16 protein-coding genes are annotated in these 18,143 nt (G+C 42.8%); all 16 read right to left on the reverse strand.

The window, feature by feature from the left end; all coding sequences use genetic code 11:
• Window positions 1–83: 83 nt before the first annotated feature.
• Entirely contained in the window at window positions 84–1,454 is a 1,371-nt protein-coding gene (rlmD, locus tag ACIQXR_RS11020) for a 23S rRNA (uracil(1939)-C(5))-methyltransferase RlmD (protein ID WP_402872214.1), read from the reverse strand.
• Window positions 1,455–1,900: 446 nt separating this feature from the next.
• On the reverse strand, window positions 1,901–2,476 hold the full coding sequence (locus ACIQXR_RS11025; RefSeq protein ID WP_402872217.1) for a GNAT family N-acetyltransferase: 576 nt from the start codon (window positions 2,474–2,476) through the stop codon (window positions 1,901–1,903).
• A 64-nt stretch (window positions 2,477–2,540) separates the two neighbouring features.
• Entirely contained in the window at window positions 2,541–3,455 is a 915-nt protein-coding gene (locus ACIQXR_RS11030; protein WP_402872220.1) for a diacylglycerol kinase, read from the reverse strand.
• 180 nt (window positions 3,456–3,635) lie between these two features.
• Window positions 3,636–4,559 (reverse strand): LiaI-LiaF-like domain-containing protein, encoded by a 924-nt coding sequence (locus ACIQXR_RS11035; protein ID WP_402872223.1) that lies wholly within the window; start codon window positions 4,557–4,559, stop codon window positions 3,636–3,638.
• The gene (locus tag ACIQXR_RS11040; protein WP_402872225.1) at window positions 4,556–5,629 is read right to left on the reverse strand and encodes an NINE protein; all 1,074 of its coding nucleotides are present in this window, start codon (window positions 5,627–5,629) and stop codon (window positions 4,556–4,558) included. The genes ACIQXR_RS11035 and ACIQXR_RS11040 overlap by 4 nt, the downstream gene beginning before the upstream one ends.
• A complete protein-coding gene (locus tag ACIQXR_RS11045) occupies window positions 5,622–6,086 on the reverse strand; it encodes an anti-sigma factor (protein ID WP_402872228.1) in 465 nt (154 codons plus the stop codon). Before ACIQXR_RS11045 ends, ACIQXR_RS11040 begins: the two co-directional genes overlap by 8 nt.
• Window positions 6,083–6,625: a sigma-70 family RNA polymerase sigma factor gene (locus ACIQXR_RS11050; protein WP_402872231.1), complete on the reverse strand. Its 543-nt coding sequence runs from the start codon at window positions 6,623–6,625 to the stop codon at window positions 6,083–6,085. The genes ACIQXR_RS11045 and ACIQXR_RS11050 overlap by 4 nt, the downstream gene beginning before the upstream one ends.
• A 146-nt stretch (window positions 6,626–6,771) precedes the next feature.
• Window positions 6,772–8,199, reverse strand: coding sequence for an Asp-tRNA(Asn)/Glu-tRNA(Gln) amidotransferase subunit GatB (gene gatB / locus ACIQXR_RS11055; protein ID WP_402872234.1), 1,428 nt, complete (start codon window positions 8,197–8,199; stop codon window positions 6,772–6,774).
• A gap of 12 nt (window positions 8,200–8,211) precedes the next feature.
• Window positions 8,212–9,672, reverse strand: coding sequence for an Asp-tRNA(Asn)/Glu-tRNA(Gln) amidotransferase subunit GatA (gatA, locus tag ACIQXR_RS11060; protein WP_402872237.1), 1,461 nt, complete (start codon window positions 9,670–9,672; stop codon window positions 8,212–8,214).
• Window positions 9,673–9,684: 12 nt separating this feature from the next.
• Window positions 9,685–9,975 carry an Asp-tRNA(Asn)/Glu-tRNA(Gln) amidotransferase subunit GatC gene (gene gatC, locus ACIQXR_RS11065; protein WP_402872241.1) on the reverse strand — a complete coding sequence of 97 codons (291 nt, stop codon included), beginning with the start codon at window positions 9,973–9,975 and terminating at the stop codon, window positions 9,685–9,687.
• A 278-nt stretch (window positions 9,976–10,253) separates the two neighbouring features.
• Window positions 10,254–11,423: a CamS family sex pheromone protein gene (locus ACIQXR_RS11070; protein WP_402872244.1), complete on the reverse strand. Its 1,170-nt coding sequence runs from the start codon at window positions 11,421–11,423 to the stop codon at window positions 10,254–10,256.
• A 12-nt stretch (window positions 11,424–11,435) separates the two neighbouring features.
• Window positions 11,436–13,442 (reverse strand): NAD-dependent DNA ligase LigA, encoded by a 2,007-nt coding sequence (ligA, locus tag ACIQXR_RS11075; RefSeq protein WP_402872249.1) that lies wholly within the window; start codon window positions 13,440–13,442, stop codon window positions 11,436–11,438.
• A gap of 100 nt (window positions 13,443–13,542) precedes the next feature.
• Window positions 13,543–15,792 carry a DNA helicase PcrA gene (gene pcrA, locus ACIQXR_RS11080; RefSeq protein WP_402872252.1) on the reverse strand — a complete coding sequence of 750 codons (2,250 nt, stop codon included), beginning with the start codon at window positions 15,790–15,792 and terminating at the stop codon, window positions 13,543–13,545.
• 66 nt (window positions 15,793–15,858) lie between these two features.
• The gene (gene pcrB / locus ACIQXR_RS11085) at window positions 15,859–16,542 is read right to left on the reverse strand and encodes a heptaprenylglyceryl phosphate synthase (RefSeq protein WP_402872255.1); all 684 of its coding nucleotides are present in this window, start codon (window positions 16,540–16,542) and stop codon (window positions 15,859–15,861) included.
• A 232-nt stretch (window positions 16,543–16,774) separates the two neighbouring features.
• Window positions 16,775–17,089 (reverse strand): YerC/YecD family TrpR-related protein, encoded by a 315-nt coding sequence (locus tag ACIQXR_RS11090; protein ID WP_402872258.1) that lies wholly within the window; start codon window positions 17,087–17,089, stop codon window positions 16,775–16,777.
• Between the two features lie 12 nt (window positions 17,090–17,101).
• Entirely contained in the window at window positions 17,102–18,130 is a 1,029-nt protein-coding gene (locus ACIQXR_RS11095) for a DUF3048 domain-containing protein (RefSeq protein WP_402872261.1), read from the reverse strand.
• Between the last annotated feature and the right edge of the window lie 13 nt (window positions 18,131–18,143).

Below are 18,143 nucleotides of genomic sequence, written 5' to 3' on the forward strand. Positions count from 1 at the left end.
GTAAATGAAAAAAAATCAAAAAGCAGGACCCTTATTGGATCCTGCTTCGGCATTCATTTTCTATTAAAGACAATTATTCACATTCACTTTAACTCTAATAACACAACATTTTCAACATGCGTAGTCATCGGGAACATATCAACAGGTTGGACATGAACAGCCTTATATCCGCCTTCTTCCAAAATATGAAGATCCCGGGCTAATGTTCCTGGGTTGCAAGATACATAAACGACTTTCTTCGGTTTCATCTCAATAATTGTATTTAGAAGCGTTTCTTCACAGCCCTTGCGCGGTGGGTCCATGACGATGACGTCAGCTGTATTACCTTTTTGATAGTATTCAGCAATCACGCTTCCTGCATCACCAACAACGAATTCGGCATTCGTTATCTCATTCAGTTCTGCATTGCGGCGTGCGTCTTCTATGGCTTCTTCCACCACTTCCACGCCGATGACCTTTTTCGCTTTTTGTGCCAAGAATAAGGAAATGGTACCAATGCCACAATAGGCATCAATCACGGTTTCTTCTCCCGTTAATCCAGCATACTCCAGCGCCTTGTCATAAAGGACTTTCGTTTGGTCCGGGTTGATTTGGTAGAAGGATTTAGCCGAAATCGCAAATTTCACGTCGCCAATCATGTCATAGATTACTTCGTTACCCCAAAGCACGAACATTTTTTCTCCCAAAATGACATTCGTCTTCTTCGTATTCACGTTTTGAACGATTGATTTCACCTGTGGAAGTCGGTCAGTGATTTCCTTCACGATGGTTTCGATGAATGGGATACTCCTGGTCCGTGTAACAAGCACGATCATTAGCTCACCCGTTTGTTTAGCATAACGAGCCATGATGTGACGCAAAACACCTTTATGTGTTTGCTCATTGTAAGCGGGAATTCCCAGATGACTAAAGACTTCCTTCACAACCTGAACAGCTTCGCTAATCACTTCATTCTGAATGATGCTTTCTTTTGTTTCCACAATTTCATGTGTACGTGGTTTAAAGAACCCTGCAATCAGCTTGCCATCTTTCTCCCCGACAGGCACTTGCGCTTTATTACGGTAATGGGTAGGATCTTCCATCCCAATAACCGGATAAACCGTCGCATCCTCAAGTTTTCCAATGCGGGTCATCACGTCACGCACTTGTTTTTCCTTAAACTCCAATTGACCTTCATAACTCATATGTTGCAGTTGACAGCCACCATACTTGTTATAGTCTTCAGTAGGGATCTCCACGCGATATGGACTATTTTCGATAATTTCCATCAAACGTCCGAATCCATATCCTTTATTGGCCTTCAAGACTTTAATTTTTGCTTTTTCACCAGGTAGCGCGTTCTGAACGAAGATCGGATAGCCATCAACTTTAGCTACTCCAGCACCTTCGTGCGTTAAATCTTCGAATAAAACCTCTATAATATCATTCTTATTAACAGGTGTTGTTGTTTTCATATCATCTTCTCTTTTCTTTTTTAAGCTAACCTGTATTTTACCACAAACATAGCCTTGCCACAAAATGACTCACCAATTCACGCTATTCCTCATAAAAATATAGAAAAAGAATTCCTGATTAATTCATCGTTTTGTGCATAAAACGGCGCAGGATCGAGAAAAGTAAGGAAAAGTGAATGAGGTGAAGAAATGGGTTTATTCAGCTCCATATCAGACTGGAACTCAAACAGGCTAGAAAAACATCGAGCAAGCATGGAAGAAAAAGGCCTTTGTCCAGATTGTTACGGTCGGGGATACAGCTCTTTTGTACCGACGGAGTATCATTTTTCAGATATCCACGACTGTCCCGGCTGCAATGGTTCCGGCGCATATGCCGACTGGGCTGCCATGAATGGACAGCAAACATAGAAGGGTCAATCCTTACATCTGCAAGCCTGATCCCCAGTTTATACTGGGGTTTTTTCTAGTTCCTTGACCATATAGGCAAATTCCCCGTCACTAACTCTAATCATCTTCGTCTTTTTGTATCCTAATCGTTTATAAAGACGCCCTGCATCGGGATTAACATCTTCAACAATTAATGAAATACTTGGATATCCCTTCTCTACTCCGAACGCTTCCATTTGATGAATTAAAGATGTCCCAATACCTTTGCCGCGAAAATCGGGATCCACACTTATTGTATCCAAATAGAAGTCTTCCATCTCCGCTTCTTTGTCGATGTTAATGCTTGGGTCATTCTTTTTCCTTCTTAATCGTTCCGCTATCGGTTCATCCAAGGCCACGGCATCTTTTCCATGATAGGCGATGATCAATCCAGCCACTTGCCCATCCTGTTCATACACCAACGTATTTTCATAACTCATTCTGTTTCCACTGCTTCTGAAAAAATCCCCAAGAACAGCAAGTATTTTTTCTTCCTTCGTTTCACCGGTAAGTGTTTCGGCTATTTCCTTGATGGCAAAACGTATTAATATTGCTGCCTTTTCTGCGTCTTCTTTAGTTGCTCTTCTGATAGTCACGTTCCTCAATCTCCTTACTAGAATAAAATGAAAAGGCCACTCAATGTGAAGTGACCTTTATTGATTATTTATTTTCCGGGTCATCCGCCAAAATGCCTTGTGGGATGAAAACATCGAAATGACGATACTGGTTAACGAATTCAGCTGGTGCCATACCACCGAATTCCCCATCTAGATTGAGCATCATTTCTTTTTTTGATGTAATTTTGATTCTATTGGCTTTTACATAGATGACATTTCTATCATGGATATGTTCTCCGCGCATGGCCAACGTAACAATGCGGACGATATCTGCAAGATTTGCTTTTTTCAATATTAGCAGCGTGAACATCCCATCATTGAGCGATGCATCTGGTGCCAATTTTTCAAAACCGCCGACAGAGTTCGTGTTAGCTACTAAAAACAACATGATTTCGCCTTCAAAAAGCTTTCCATCATATTCTATCGACACTTCCGTCGGTTTGATGGAAGGCAACATCTCGATTCCTTTAATATAGTAGGCCAGCTGTCCCAGCATTGTTTTGAGCTTGATTGGTACATCGTAAGTTAATTCGGTCAATCGTCCTCCGCCTGCAATATTGATGAAGTACTTCTCATTCATCTTTCCAATATCAATCGGCATCGTATGCCCATTGGCAATGATATCGGCTGCGCCCTCAATGGATTTCGGTAAATGCAATGCCCGTGCAAAATCATTCGTTGTTCCCGTCGGAATGATTCCTAATTTCGGGCGTTTTTCTGCATCGGCAAGTCCGTTTACAACCTCATAGATTGTACCATCTCCGCCCGCTGCGATAACGATATCATATCCGCGTTCGATGGCAATTTTGGCAGCGTTCGTTGCATCACCAGCACCGGTAGTTGCATGTGTCGAAGCCTCGTATCCAGCTGCCTCTAGCTTGGCAAGCACCGCTGGTAAACTTTTCTTGATGGCTTCCCGTCCTGATGTCGGGTTATAAATTAACCTCGCTCTTTTCATTTCCCATCATCCTTATACGTATTGATTCCATAAGTTACATAATAATCCTTCACTTCACGAAAAGCAATTTCCCTCAAAAAAAAGGACCGTAAGCTGGCCCATCCTTATTTATTCATATCTGCTATCTTATCAGAGAAATTATATAGCTTTTTATGAATTTATTCTAGTATCTAGTCTTAATTAATGATACCGAACGTTCACGTTATAAGAATCTGAAATCGTCAAGGTATGACGTCCTTTGCCAAATTTCAACGTACCATTCTTTACGTCGCTATCTTCATCATCTTCCGTCTTCACGCTGACAGATTTCCAGCTATCTTTTGGCCCTTCCAGCTCTTCGACTCCAAATGCCTGTATCGTTATATCGCTTTTTTCCTGTAGATAGACAGTAAGAGAACCTGCATCATCTACATTCCAATCGTTAACTAGTTCTCTCGGCTTTAAAGTGAGGTCTGTGTCTTTTCCCTCGACTTCCAAAGCCAGGTCGGCAGGTATGATGAGCGTTGCTTCAAGGTTCATCCTATCTCCACCCAGCAGTCCATTTTGAACGGGGAGATCTTTCAAACTGATATAAAGTGTATCGCCTTTCCTTTCCACCATTAGATAGTCTTCAGCCTCTTTTAATAGTGACTCACTATCTTCCATTACACGTTCATCGTACGTGCCAAAAATGGAAACATTCTCATTGCTCCCTCCTTCAACCGTTAGAGGGTAGTATCCCGGATCCAATACGACCCGCTGAATTTCTTTCCCGGCTTTTTCATTGAAGCCAGGCAAATCGACGGTTTTTTCCTCGCTTTTCACCGCTGCCGTCACCTGTTCCATCACGCCGCTTGATGTTAGCAAAAGTAAAGCAATGCCCATCATTCCAAGCAGTCCTACAAAAATGATACTAATAAAATCATATTTTACGAAAGAACTCTCTTTCCTTGAATAATAGATATAAAAGAGGATCTCGCCTCCTAAAATGATGAAAAGAAGCGGCCACCAGGATAAAAGGATCGTCGTCAAACTCATATCTGAAATCTGTGAAAGCAACAAAAGTACGCCTAACCCGATTAGGGCCACACCCATTGACACCGTCCCAACTCTCCATGTTCTCATTTTGTTTCCCCCCTAACTTTCTCTTTCTTACTTCCAGACAGCAATTTGATTCCGCCGCCTATTAATAGGACACATACAATCCCTTTTTGAAAATAATCCCTAAACCAATACTCAAAGTTATCCCCTAGCCATTGCTGTAAATAGGGAGCTGCTGCGGGTACTATGATATTGCTCGCGAAGAAATAAACTCCTATAGCCACCAACCCATATCCGAACCACTTTTGTTGATGGGCAATGCCTGTAATGATTGGCGTGTCCACCAGTGGTCCTTCATCCATTTTGGATGCTTTTTGCAAGCCATCAAAAAAGCTATAAAACCAAATGATAGGAATCAGAAAGAAGAAAAAACCCAATCGAAGTAAATCCAGGATATAGATGGCGAATAAGAATCCCGCCATTAATTGGATTCCACGTTTTTGTAAGCCCAAATATAAGTGGCCTGCACCTGGGAATACAGAGAACAATGTGGCAACCGATTTACTCTTCTTGCCAGATTCCCTTCTCTCTTCCAAATCTTCTAAAACCGAACGATCAACCAGCTCTTCCCCTTTTTGCTTTTTGTTCAGCTGTTGGATGCCATCAAAAAAGCTGTACACCCAAATCACCGGTAAAAGGGCCATGAATATCAACAAGCCATCTATATGGGTCATTGCCGTTATGAATATCACCATAACGCCGAGCCCCAGGAACCCAATCAAAAACGTGAGCCCGCGATTCATGAGACCGAGCTGAAAATGGCCCAGGCCCGGTACGAATGACAGGACGATCACATAGAACCTTTCGGCCTCAGGCTGAACCATGCTACTGCCTTCCGAGCCTGATTTAATGTTTGCCCCTCTTAAAGAAGTGATCACCAAATCAAAAATGCTGATGAGGTACACGAAGACTCCCAAAATCGAAATAGCAAGGAAACCATCATCTTGACTGACCACGGCTAGTAGGATCCCGATAGCCCCCAATCCTACCGTAGCCAAAAAATAAAATAGCCCTTTGAAGATCCTGCCCAAGTAGAAATGGCCGGCCCCGGGGAAAAACGACAATATAAAGGCTAACACCGGACTTTTATTCATTTTTAAACCCCTCCTTATTTTTCTTTTCGATATCATCCATCCAGTTAAATGTTTTATCAATCAGTCCGTCTGTTACCGGCGGCGTTTCTTTTATAGCCCCAGACTCCACATTATCGACGTATTTAGTCAAAGAGTGAAACGCTCCACTCGCCATCAGTAACACAGTAAAGCCTGCGGCAATCAAATAGTGTTTTGTAATGGTCCTCATTGAACGGGTGTTCTTTGTTTCATCCTCTGCGGATGGCACGGTTTTGAGTGCTGCAATCGTGTTCATCACGCTATCCGCGATATCCAGTTCCTCGTTAGGCCGAACACTTTCCTCTCTTTCTAGCGCTTCCATATAATGCGTTAAACAATCGTCACAGGAGTACAGATGATTTTCATATTCTACTTTTAGAGCATCCGGGATTTCATCTGCGATATACGCAGTCCACTCTGTTACAGAAACATGTTTCATGAAAAATCCTCCTCTTTCCAATGTTTTTTCATCCAATTTCTTGCCCGGTACAGCTTTACTTCAACCGATTTCACTTGGATTTGCTGTTCCTCGGCAATTTGTTGATAGGTTTTTTCCTTTATGTAAAAGTCGTGCACCACTTCACGGTATCCAGCTGGAAGGTCATCAAGTTTTTGTAGCACCAGTTTTCTTCTTTCATTCTGGAAGAATAGTGCCTCAACATCTTCGGATAAACCTAGATGCCCCTCTGATGGCTGTTCCTCATGCGATACTTCCTTTTTCCGGTCTCGTTTCCTCTTCAAGTCTATCGCATGATTGACGGCTATTCGCGTCAACCACGTTTTGAACCCTTGATTTTGATATTGGGGAAGAGAAGTGTAGATTTTGATGAAGACTTCCTGTGTGGCATCTTCAGCATCCTTTTGATTGTGCAGGACGGAATAAACCGTCCTGAAAACCGATTCTTTATACATTTCAATCAAAATGCGGAAAGCATGATCATTCCCACTTCTTACCTTCTCCACTAACGCATCTGTCACTTCTCTCCCCCCTTTCATTTAAGCTTTCATGTTATAGACGAGACAAAAAGGAGTTATCCCTACAGATAACTCCTAAATAAATTTTTTTCTGCATGTACTATTCTCCATGAGAAAACCGTACCACCCGGAAGTGATACGGCCATCGATTAGCGTTTATTGATTTCTTCAATCAAGATTTTATTTACAAGTTGTGGATTGGCTTGTCCTTTTGTCGCTTTCATGATTTGTCCGACAAGGAATCCAATAGCTTTTTGTTTACCCGCTTTAAAGTCTTCAATCGATTGAGGGTTATTATTCAAGGCTTCCTCAACAGCTGTCTTTAACGCACCTTCGTCAGAAATCTGGACAAGTCCTTTTTCCTTAACGATAGCTTCAGCGTCACCGCCGTTTTCAATCAATTCCTTGAATACCTTTTTCGCGATTTTAGAAGAAATTGTGCCATCTTTGATAAGTTTGATCATGCCTGCCAATGACTCGGCAGTCAATGCCACATCGTGAAGTTCTTTTCCTTCAGCATTCAAGAATGCAGAAACTTCACCCATGATCCAGTTTGACGCCAGTTTTGCATCCGCACCTGCTGCAACCGATGCTTCAAAGAAATCAGCCATTTCTTTTGTTACGGTAAGAACAGCTGCATCATACTCCGGTAAGCCAAACTCTTCAGCATAACGCTTTTTCCGTGCATCCGGCAGTTCAGGAATTTCCGCAGCAATGCGCGCTTTCCATTCCTCATCGATATGGATCGTCAATAAGTCCGGTTCCGGGAAGTAACGATAATCATCAGAGCCCTCTTTGACACGCATCAGAACCGTTCTGCCAGTAGCCTCATCGAAACGGCGTGTTTCTTGTTCAATGACGCCACCTTCATTCAATATTTCGGCTTGGCGGATTTCCTCATGCTCAAGTCCTTTACGAACGAAGTTGAACGAGTTCAAGTTCTTCAGTTCGGTTTTCGTACCGAATTCCTTTTGACCAACCGGTTTCAAGGAAATGTTCGCGTCACAACGAAGTGAGCCTTCTTCCATTTTACAATCACTGACACCCGTGTATTGTATGATGGATTTCAACTTTTCAAGATAAGCATAGGCCTCTTCTGGAGACGTGATATCCGGCTCGGATACGATTTCAACAAGTGGTGTACCTTGGCGGTTATAGTCACATAGAGAATGGTTGCCTTTATGCGTAAGTTTCCCTGCATCTTCTTCCATATGGATACGGGTAATGCCGATTTTCTTTTTCTTTCCGCCGACTTCGATTTCAATCCATCCATGTTCCCCGATTGGTTGATCAAATTGTGAAATTTGATAGGCTTTCGGATTATCTGGATAAAAATAATTTTTACGGTCGAATTTCGTAATCTCTGCGATTTCACAATTCAGCGCGATGGCTGCCTTCATTGCAAAATCAACAGCCTTTTTATTGACGACTGGCAGCACCCCAGGATAACCAAGATCAATGACAGTCGTATTGCTATTTGGAGAAGCACCGAAATGATTCGGGCTGCTTGAGAAAATTTTTGAATCTGTCTTTAATTCTACGTGTACTTCTAGACCAATTACCGTTTCAAAGTCCATTTATTTCACCCCTTACAGCTTAGGAAATTGTTTATGAAAATCTGTTGCTTGCTCAAAAGCGTGAGCTGCGCGATAAATCGTGCTTTCATCAAAATGTTTCCCGATCATTTGTAGACCAAGTGGTAGACCGTTAGCCGCGAATCCGCATGGTACCGAAATGCCTGGTACACCCGCAAGGTTGACTGGAATCGTCAAAATATCATTCGCATACATCGTTAATGGATCATCGACTTTCTCACCGATTTTGAATGCTGGTGTAGGCGTGGTTGGTCCCACGATGACATCATATTTTTCGAATACATCTTCAAAGTCTTTTTTGATTAATGTACGGACTTTTTGAGCTTTTTTATAATAAGCATCATAATAGCCGGAGCTTAAGGAGAACGTTCCAAGCATGATACGGCGTTTAACTTCATCACCGAAACCTTCCGCACGTGTTTGCTTGTACATTTCGATTAGCGTTTCGGCATTATCCGTACGGTGGCCATAACGAACCCCGTCAAAACGAGAAAGGTTGGCAGACGCTTCAGATGAAGAAAGCAGGTAGTAGGCCGCTAGAGCGTATTTGGAATGCGGCAATGAAACCTCTTCCCATTCTGCTCCAAGTCCTTCTAATACTTTTAAGGCTTCAAGCACGGAGTTGCGTGCCTCTTCCCCAACGCCTTCGCCAAGATATTCCTTTGGCACAGCAATTTTCAATCCTTTAACATCGCCTGTTAATGAATTCACAAAACTTGGCACATCCACGTTAGCCGATGTGGAATCCATTGGATCGACACCAGAAATCGCTTCAAGTAAATATGCATTATCTTCAACCGTTCTTGTAATCGGACCAATTTGGTCTAATGAAGAAGCAAATGCCACAAGCCCAAAACGGGATACCCGTCCATATGTAGGTTTTAAGCCAACGACTCCGCAATAAGCAGCTGGTTGGCGAATCGAACCACCTGTATCCGAACCTAATGAGAACAGGACTTCACCAGCAGCGACAGAGGCAGCTGAACCGCCTGAAGACCCACCTGGTACATAATCCGTATTCCATGGATTGCGAGTCGCCTTATAAGCTGAATTCTCATTTGAAGATCCCATCGCGAATTCATCCATGTTCAACTTACCAATCGTCACTGTTTCAGCACTTTGTAATTTTTGAACGGCAGTCGCATCATATATTGGGTTGAAGTCCTCCAATATTTTACTTGCACATGTAGTCCGTAAATTTTTTGTGACAATATTATCTTTTACACCAATCGGCATACCGAACAAGACGCCTTGACTCTCGCCTTTAGCTAATTGGTCATCCATTTTTTTTGCTTGGTTGCGGGCGTTTTCTTCATCTAATGTTAAAAATGCCTGTACCTTGTCTTCTACCTGTCCGATCCGTTCATACGATTCGTTAACAAGATCAGTAACACTGATTTCTTTATTATGTAAACGTTCATGAAGCTCGGAAACCTTTTGTTCGAACAACGACATCATTGTCCCTCCTTATTCCATTATAGATGGTACGCGGATATAACCATCTTTGCTATCTGGTGCATTCTTGACTACTTCTTCCACCGGTAGTCCTGGTTTCGCTACATCTTCACGCATTACATTTTTCATATCCAAAACGTGAGAAGTCGGTTTTACCTGGTCTGTATCAAGTTCATTCAACTGTTCAGCAAATGAAATCATTTGATCAAGCTGATGTTGGAATTTTTCTGCTTCTTCTTCCGTAATTGCCAAACGTGCCAAATGGGCAACGTGCTTAACTTGGTCCATAGTTATACGTGACATTCTCTTCACCTCCAAAATATCCAAAGCCACTGAATCTAGTCGCTTTTCTCCAGAAAATCATCGTTTAAATCATATCAAACTATTACACAGTAAAGCAACAAGAGTTGCAATGTCGAATTTCAAAATTTTCAAAGGAAAAAGTAGTATTTTCCGGGAAATATGAGAATGCTGTCGGAAATTCCCTGGCGGAATTCCAAGATACCTCGTATCTCTCCAGAACCCCTTACTAATCATGAAAGAAGATGGGGCCATATCAGGCTCCATCTCCTCCTTTTCCTTTATTCGTATATATGCACAGTCGGTTCGTCTTGATTTGCCTGACGGACGATGAGTGCTTCTGGTCCGTTGACCGAAGTAATTGATACTTGCACGGAAATATACTTTGGAAAACGTTCCATCACGAGACCCGCTACATATTGAGTGAAGCCGATAGCTTCGGAATTCCCATAGAATTGAATGGGTATGTCGATGTTCAACTTCTGTAATTGGTTGTCCATATAAAAGGCCCGGCCTATTACGCCATTGAAGTTAGGGAAATACTCTTCGACATCCTCTTTGAAATTGGTGAAGGTGTTGACGTCGTCCCTATATTTTTTTTCTGCTTTTGTCGAAGGGAATAGGTAGTATTTTTCATCTACACTGTTCCATTTCTTGATTTCATTAGAGCTTTTTTCGATATTCGTATAGGATATGAAATTCCCAGGGACGACGGAAGATTTCTCGTTCTGTTCGAAAAGGGCAATCGTAATCGGCACATTCTTTAATTTTTCCGTTTTACGTAATCGTTTCAGGACTTCTTCCGCGATTTGTTCTCCTTCTCTTTTCAGTTCCTTACTATCTATTTTGGTTTCATACGTGGCACCGTATGCTTCTTTTTGATAATAATGAACCGAATTCAAGGCAAGGCCGATGACGACACCGCCAAGGCTGACTTTATTATCTTCCGTTTTCGTCAAGTAATTATGTTCCAGAATATGAGCTAGATAGATTGGGTTTTCTTCATTCCGTTTATCAATGTCGCCCTTACCTGTATCTACAGGGTTCAAGCCTAGATTCTCACTGGCTTTCAAGTCTTTTTCTTTCAACTGGCTTTTTGTGTATTTTCTGTTCAGCCAAGATGAAATCGTCGAACTGTCAAGCATTTGTCCTTCTTGGAACAAATAATCGTCTGGATTAAACTGATTTTGCGCCAATCGCATAAGTCCATTTTCAAATTCTTCTATATCGTATCGAGTGTTTAAATTCGATACAACCAAACCGCGGGCCTTTGATGGCTCAAATGGAAGAATCGTTTGATAATATTCATCCGAAATTTTGTATTTCGGAATGATTGCTGTCTCCTCTTTGTCCTTGGAATCTTTCACTACCTCTTGCTCATCATCGAAACTTGGTGCACAACCAGCAAGCAATAGGATAAGAAGCATTCCCAAAATGGAGTGTTTCCTCATAGCCTACACCTCTTATTTAGTAAATTCCTCGATTAGTCTCTCTTCATCCCACACTAGGACACCTAAGCTCTCTGCCTTTTCAAGCTTTGATCCAGCATCTTCGCCTGCCACAACCAAATCAGTCTTCTTGCTGACACTTCCAGCGACGTTGGCACCTAGTGCTTCTAATTTCTCTTTTGCTTCATTGCGTGTAAGCTGATGTAGTTTCCCGGTCAAAACAACCGTTTTCCCTGCAAATATAGAATCGATTTCTTCCACTGGAATGGCTCTAGCCCCTTTATAGGCCAGATTCACACCCGCTGATTTCAACTCCTCTAGCAACGCATGAACTTCTTCTTGCTCAAAATACGCAACGATTGAATCGGCCATTTTTTCACCGATTTCGTTGATTCCCGTTAATTGTTCGCGGGTTGCCTTGCTCAGGGCATCCATGGTGCCGAACTCCCGTGCTAGCGTCTTCGCGGCTTTCGAACCGACATGTCGGATACCAAGACCGAATAACAACTTTTCAAGTGAATTGCTTTTAGATGCCTCTATTGCTTGAAGCAACTTATTGACGGATTTTTCCCCCATCCGTTCCAATTCAATGACTTGATCATACGTAAGTTTATATATATCGGCTACATCGTGTATCAGTTCTTCCTTGAAAAGCTGGCTGATGACCTTTTCACCCATACTTTCGATATTCATGGCAGTACGTGATACAAAGTGAATTAACCCTTCACGAATCTGAGCGGGACATTTAGGGTTGATGCAACGCAGGGCCACTTCCCCTTCAAGTCTCACAAGCTCACTTTCACATTCAGGGCATTCAGTCGGCATCTGGAATTCTACTTCTTCACCTGTACGGCGTTCCACTAGTACATTGACGACCTCTGGTATAATATCGCCTGCCTTTTTTACGACCACTTGGTCTCCAATCCGAATATCTTTCTCCCGGATTAAATCTTCATTATGTAGTGAAGCCCGTTGAACGGTAGAGCCCGCGACTCTGACAGGATCCAACACAGCCGTTGGCGTCAAAACACCCGTACGACCAACATTCAGTTCAATGGATCGTAGCGTCGTGACCACTTCTTCTGCCGGGAACTTGTAGGCGATTGCCCATCTTGGGCTTTTGGCCGTGAATCCCAATTCATCCTGTTGTTCAAGTGAATCGACTTTTACGACAATCCCATCGATATCATACGCCAAGTTTGGACGCTGTTCTGTCCAATTTTCGATATAGGCGAGTACCTCATCTATATTCGAACAGGTCTTTCGTTCTTTATTCGTCTTAAATCCTAGTTCGTCCAGTAAATCGAGCGCTTCACCATGGGAACCAACCCCAGTTTCTCCTAAATCGGCAATGGCGTAAAGAAAAATGTCCAGATTCCGCTTTGCCGCAAGCTTGGGATCAAGCTGCCTTAAAGAACCAGCTGCTGCATTACGAGGATTCGCAAACGGTTCTTCCCCACGTTCTTCTTTCGCCGCATTCAACCCTTCAAAGGATCTCTTCGGCATGAATGCCTCTCCACGGACTTCGATTCCGATTGGTTTCCTGATCTTCAATGGAATGGATTTGATTGTTTTCAGGTTCTCGGTGATATCTTCACCAATCGTTCCATCCCCCCGGGTCGCCCCTTTTATGAAGTAACCATTTTCATATTGAAGAGTGACGGCCAATCCATCGATTTTCAACTCACATACATAGGAATAATTCTCCCCAACGGCCTGACGGACCTTTCTATCAAAATCACGTAGATCATCTTCATTGAAGGCATTGCCCAAGCTAAGCATGGGTGTTGTGTGCTCCACTTTTTCAAACATATCCAGGATGGCCCCGCCGACACGCTGCGTTGGAGAATCAGGAGTCTTCAACTCGGGGAATTTTTCCTCAAGCTCGATGAGATCGCGTAAAAGTCGGTCATATTCGGCATCCGGCACAGAAGGTTGATCCAGCACATAGTATTCATAACTGTATTGATTTAATAGTGTTTGTAATTCAAGGACACTTTTCTTTGCAGCTTGTATATCCATACATTCAATCCTTTCTAAAGAAACCCGGTCGCCTTCTTTATGAGAAGGCGACGTACATGCAGGTAACTTTATCCTTTGCCAGTAGGCGTATATTCATAGCTTAAACTTTTTCGATTGGTGCAAACTTCGCCAACAAACGCTTGATTCCGGTCGGACTAGGAAATGCGATATCCAATTCTTTTCCTTCGCCTTCCCCTTTTACACTGACTACCGTTCCGACACCCCATTTTTTATGGGAAGCCTTATCACCGACAGCCCAGCCTATTTCTTCACCGCCTGTTGCAGATGGGGCAGAAACAGCACGTCCGAAGCTAGGTGTTTTTCTAGCATGGGTAGGTGCAGTAGAACCTGTCCTCGCCGAAGAACTGAATGAAGTTTGCTTAGACTTGGGAGCGGGTTTCGGTTTTAAATCTTCCAGAAGTTCTGCCGGGATTTCCGAAATGAAACGGGACACTGGATTCATGTTCGTGCGTCCGTAAAGTGTCCGCATTTGGGCATTGCTTAAAAACAATTCGTTTTCAGCCCTTGTAATGCCCACGTAGGCAAGACGGCGTTCTTCTTCCATCTCTTCCTCATCCATGAGGGAGCGGCTATGTGGGAATACCCCTTCTTCAAGCCCAAGTAAAAAGACGACCGGATATTCGAGGCCCTTCGCAGAATGGAGAGTCATCAGCGTTACCGCATCGTTAGCGTCTTCTGGGTTTTCATCTAGTTTATCGATATCGGCCACCAACGCCAAATCCGTTAAAAAGCCCACTAATGATTTATCTTCACTATTACTTTCAAATGCTTTCGTCACGGATAGAAACTCATCAATATTTTCTAGGCGGCTTTGTGATTCAATCGTTTTTTCAGCCCTTAACATTTCACGGTATCCCGTTTTTTCGATGACTTCTTCTACCAATTCCGTAACGGACAAAAATTCCTGCTGATTCGTATAATTCGTAATCAACGTATGGAATTCACGGGCTGCTTTCGTCGCCTTCCCGCTAATCCCGATCATTTCTATCGACTCGAGCGCTTTATAAATGGAAATATCATATTGATTGGCGTAATCCGCCACCTTATCCATCGATGTTGCGCCAATGCCGCGTTTTGGAACATTGATTACACGGCGCAGGCTAATATCATCGTCAGGATTGGCGATGAGCCGTAGATAAGCAAGCAGGTCCTTGATCTCTTTACGATCATAGAACTTGGTGCCGCCGACAATGGCATAGTTGATGTTTGACTTAAGCAGCACTTCCTCCATTACCCGGGACTGTGCGTTTGTCCGATACAGGATTGCTATATCAGAATACTTTCTTTCGCCTTTTAGCGTTAATTCATTTATTTTCCCTGCTACGAATTGTGCTTCACCTTGCTCATTGTCTGCCCTGAAATAAGATAACTTATTACCCGCTACGTTCTCTGTCCATAGATTCTTCGGCTTACGGTTTTGGTTATTATCAATGACCTTATTGGCCGCTTCAAGGATTTTTTTCGTTGAACGGTAATTCTGTTCAAGGAAAATCATCGTAGCATTCGGATAATCCTTTTCAAAAGAAAGGATATTGGCTATATCCGCACCGCGCCACCGATAGATTGACTGATCCGAATCCCCTACAACGCATAGATTACGAAAACGTGAGGCAAGTAGTTTAACAAGCATATATTGGGCACGGTTGGTATCTTGATACTCATCGACATGGATATATTGAAACTTGCGTTGATAGTATTCCAAAACTTCCGGAACTATCTGGAATAATTGGATCGTCATCATGATCAAATCATCAAAATCAAGTGCTGAGTTTTTCCGTAACCTTTTTTGGTATTCCGTATAGACATCCGCCGTGATTTTTGTGAAAAAGTCCGATGCGGTTTTTTGGTATTCTTCCGGACCGACCAATTCATTTTTCGCCGAGCTGATACTTCCAAGGATAGCCCGATAATCATATTTCTTTGGATCCAGATTGCGGTCTTTCAGGATTTGCTTAACGACTGATTGCTGATCTGTCGTGTCTAAAATGGAGAAGTTCCGGTTAAAACCCATCCGGTCGATATCTCTTCGTAAAATCCGGACACACATGGAGTGAAATGTCGAAATCCAAATGTCCTCGGATGCTCCACCTAGAATCGCCCGGATTCTTTCTTTCATTTCTCGGGCCGCTTTGTTGGTAAACGTAATGGCAAGGATATTCCAAGGAGCGATTTCTTTCTCCACCATCAAGTATGCGATCCTATGTGTTAGAACACGGGTCTTTCCACTACCTGCACCAGCCATGATCAATAGTGGGCCATCCGTTGCTTTTACTGCTTTTTGTTGTTGTTCATTCAAACCCGTTAGTAATTTTTCCGCTAAATATTGCATCATTACACCGCCTGTACGAACATTTGTTCTTTTATTATACTACACTTCATTAATCCCATGAACGTTTTATTTAACAGCGGCAACCGTTGCAAGTGCCGCCTTCAAGTCTTCATAAATTACATTTCCAACCACGATTACATCCGCAAACTTGGCCATTTCTTTAGCCTGTTCGACTGATTTAATGCCGCCTCCATAGAATAGCACGCTATTCTCCATGCTCTCTTTAGCAGCCTCCAGCATCCGGACATCTCCATATATACCGCTATACTCCAGATAAAAAATAGGGAGATTGAACATCTTTTCGGCCATCATCGCATAGGCACCCACATCATCCATATCCAATTCAGTGTTGGCATTCGTCAATTGAGCCACCTTGCAATCAGGGTTGAGGATACAATATCCCTCGACAAAAATCTCGTCCCAATTCATTAAATATCCGTATTCCTTGACCGCCTGCTGATGCAATTTCATCATCCAATCAGGATCGGTGCTATTCAGCACACTTGGGATAAAATATAAATCGAACCCCGGCGTCACCGTTTCCACTGACGAAATCTCCATCACGCACGGAACGGTATAGCGCCTGACCCTTGCCATTAAATGAAGCACATTCTCAAGCGTGACTCCGTCCGTGCCGCCGACCATAATGGCATCTGTTCCAGATTCACAAACCTTTTCCAATGCTTCATCGCTTATTTCTTTATTTGGATCGAGTTTGAAAACATGTTTCCACTCGCGAAAATCGTACATAATAATCCTCCATTCACACTTCCCATTAAACCATTATAGCATTAAGATTTTTCATAAAAAAAGAGAAGTGCTGATAAAAAGTTTTCCAAAAAAAACCTATGAATCGAAAACCCACTCTATCGTGGCAACTCCTCTCAAAAAGCTGCCGACCACCTGGATAAACTCAAAATAAAAAACCAAGAAAACGAGTTCCTCGGTTTTTTTCGATTCATCCATTATAGGAAACGTCCCATTACGTTTCAGTTGGTTCCTCTACATCTTCTTTAATGCGATTGATGGCCATGGAATAAGCGTCATTCCCGTAGTTCAAGCAACGTTTGACCCTGGATATCGTAGCCGTGCTGGCTCCGGTTTCCGTTTCAATCTTATGATAAGTTTTACCTTCCTCAAGCATGCGGGCCACTTCAAGACGTTGTGCCAAAGATGATATTTCATTGACGGTGCATAAATCATCAAAAAAGCGATAGCACTCGTCTAAATCGCGCAAAGAAAGAATCGAATTAAACAATTGATCTGTCGCTTTCCCTCTTAACTTATCAATTTGCATACATACTCCCCCTTAATTTTCTTGGGCATCAAATGACACGTTCTTATCTATACCTGGTTGGTTCGGAATTACGTTGACCCAGGTCTTGCCTGTCACCAACCCTACTTCTTTCCCATTAATCACGGGTATAATCCGGTCATCTTTATTCACCCATTCTACTTCATTGATTTTCCCCTTTTGAAGTAGGTAACCTTTTCCGCCGCTTTTCAAATCAATCTTTCGGCGTCCTTTATCGTCAACCACCTGATGAGCAGCCTCAATGATGAATATATTATCTAACAGGACAGGTTTCTTAGATTGATACTCAACCGTTTGCTCACCATTCGAATAACGTGTGTATTTTTCTTCTGCTTTTTCATACTCATAATGAACATTGGATGATGCATCTCCATAGACGACATCGATGTTCAAAGCTGCATCTCCTTGCAGACCTTTTGCCTCTTCCTCCGTCAAGAATGCAAACGGTTCGGGGGCACCAGTCAACTCATAGCCTTTTTCCTTTGCACCTTTTTCAATATTTTCAAAAGAGGTGTAGGAGTTATGTGGGGCTTTTCGGTCTGTAGTCCGCTGAAATAGAGTACCATCATAATATAAGCCATTCAAGTTATCAACATAACCTTTGTCAAGCATCGTCTTTGCCTCCGGGCTATTACCGTGGCATACATAGAGACAGTCCAAGCCTTTGGCAAGTTCGATATAATAATCTCTCGCACTTCTAATCGGACCGATTTGATCTGGGGTCTCACTCTGGAAAACGGCTAACAACCTTGTAATGTCACCCTCCGCCAGCAATTCATAAACGATGTCCGCTTCAGAAAGACCCGATTGGGGACGCGCCTGTGGGTGATTATTGATCATCACCGCTACGGCCCTACGCTTCTTCTCTCCATCTGTGCTTATTCCCGTTAGCGGAAAAACACCTGAAGAACCATCTGTATCTTTCATGACAGATTCGTCTTGCTGGTCTTCCTCTGTCTTATCCTTCGCTGAACAGCCTACTAAAAGTAACATCGCTATCATGATGAAAAGAAACTTTTTCATACACTTTTCACGC

It is taken from the genome of Peribacillus sp. NPDC097224 (genome assembly GCF_044761985.1).
Taxonomy (GTDB): Bacteria; Bacillota; Bacilli; order Bacillales; family DSM-1321; genus Peribacillus.

Excerpts from the sequence above, each read along its gene's own strand:
- rlmD (WP_402872214.1), bottom strand. The coding sequence starts at position 1,454 with ATGAAAACAACAACACCTGTTAATAAGAATGATATTATAGAGGTTTTA.
- ACIQXR_RS11030 (WP_402872220.1), bottom strand. The coding sequence starts at position 3,455 with ATGAAAAGAGCGAGGTTAATTTATAACCCGACATCAGGACGGGAAGCC.
- ACIQXR_RS11035 (WP_402872223.1), bottom strand. The coding sequence starts at position 4,559 with ATGAGAACATGGAGAGTTGGGACGGTGTCAATGGGTGTGGCCCTAATC.
- ACIQXR_RS11040 (WP_402872225.1), bottom strand. The coding sequence starts at position 5,629 with ATGAATAAAAGTCCGGTGTTAGCCTTTATATTGTCGTTTTTCCCCGGG.
- ACIQXR_RS11045 (WP_402872228.1), bottom strand. The coding sequence starts at position 6,086 with ATGAAACATGTTTCTGTAACAGAGTGGACTGCGTATATCGCAGATGAA.
- gatB (WP_402872234.1), bottom strand. The coding sequence starts at position 8,199 with ATGGACTTTGAAACGGTAATTGGTCTAGAAGTACACGTAGAATTAAAG.
- gatA (WP_402872237.1), bottom strand. The coding sequence starts at position 9,672 with ATGTCGTTGTTCGAACAAAAGGTTTCCGAGCTTCATGAACGTTTACAT.
- gatC (WP_402872241.1), bottom strand. The coding sequence starts at position 9,975 with ATGTCACGTATAACTATGGACCAAGTTAAGCACGTTGCCCATTTGGCA.
- ACIQXR_RS11070 (WP_402872244.1), bottom strand. The coding sequence starts at position 11,423 with ATGAGGAAACACTCCATTTTGGGAATGCTTCTTATCCTATTGCTTGCT.
- ligA (WP_402872249.1), bottom strand. The coding sequence starts at position 13,442 with ATGGATATACAAGCTGCAAAGAAAAGTGTCCTTGAATTACAAACACTA.
- pcrA (WP_402872252.1), bottom strand. The coding sequence starts at position 15,792 with ATGCAATATTTAGCGGAAAAATTACTAACGGGTTTGAATGAACAACAA.
- pcrB (WP_402872255.1), bottom strand. The coding sequence starts at position 16,542 with ATGTACGATTTTCGCGAGTGGAAACATGTTTTCAAACTCGATCCAAAT.
- ACIQXR_RS11090 (WP_402872258.1), bottom strand. The coding sequence starts at position 17,089 with ATGCAAATTGATAAGTTAAGAGGGAAAGCGACAGATCAATTGTTTAAT.
- ACIQXR_RS11095 (WP_402872261.1), bottom strand. The coding sequence starts at position 18,130 with ATGAAAAAGTTTCTTTTCATCATGATAGCGATGTTACTTTTAGTAGGC.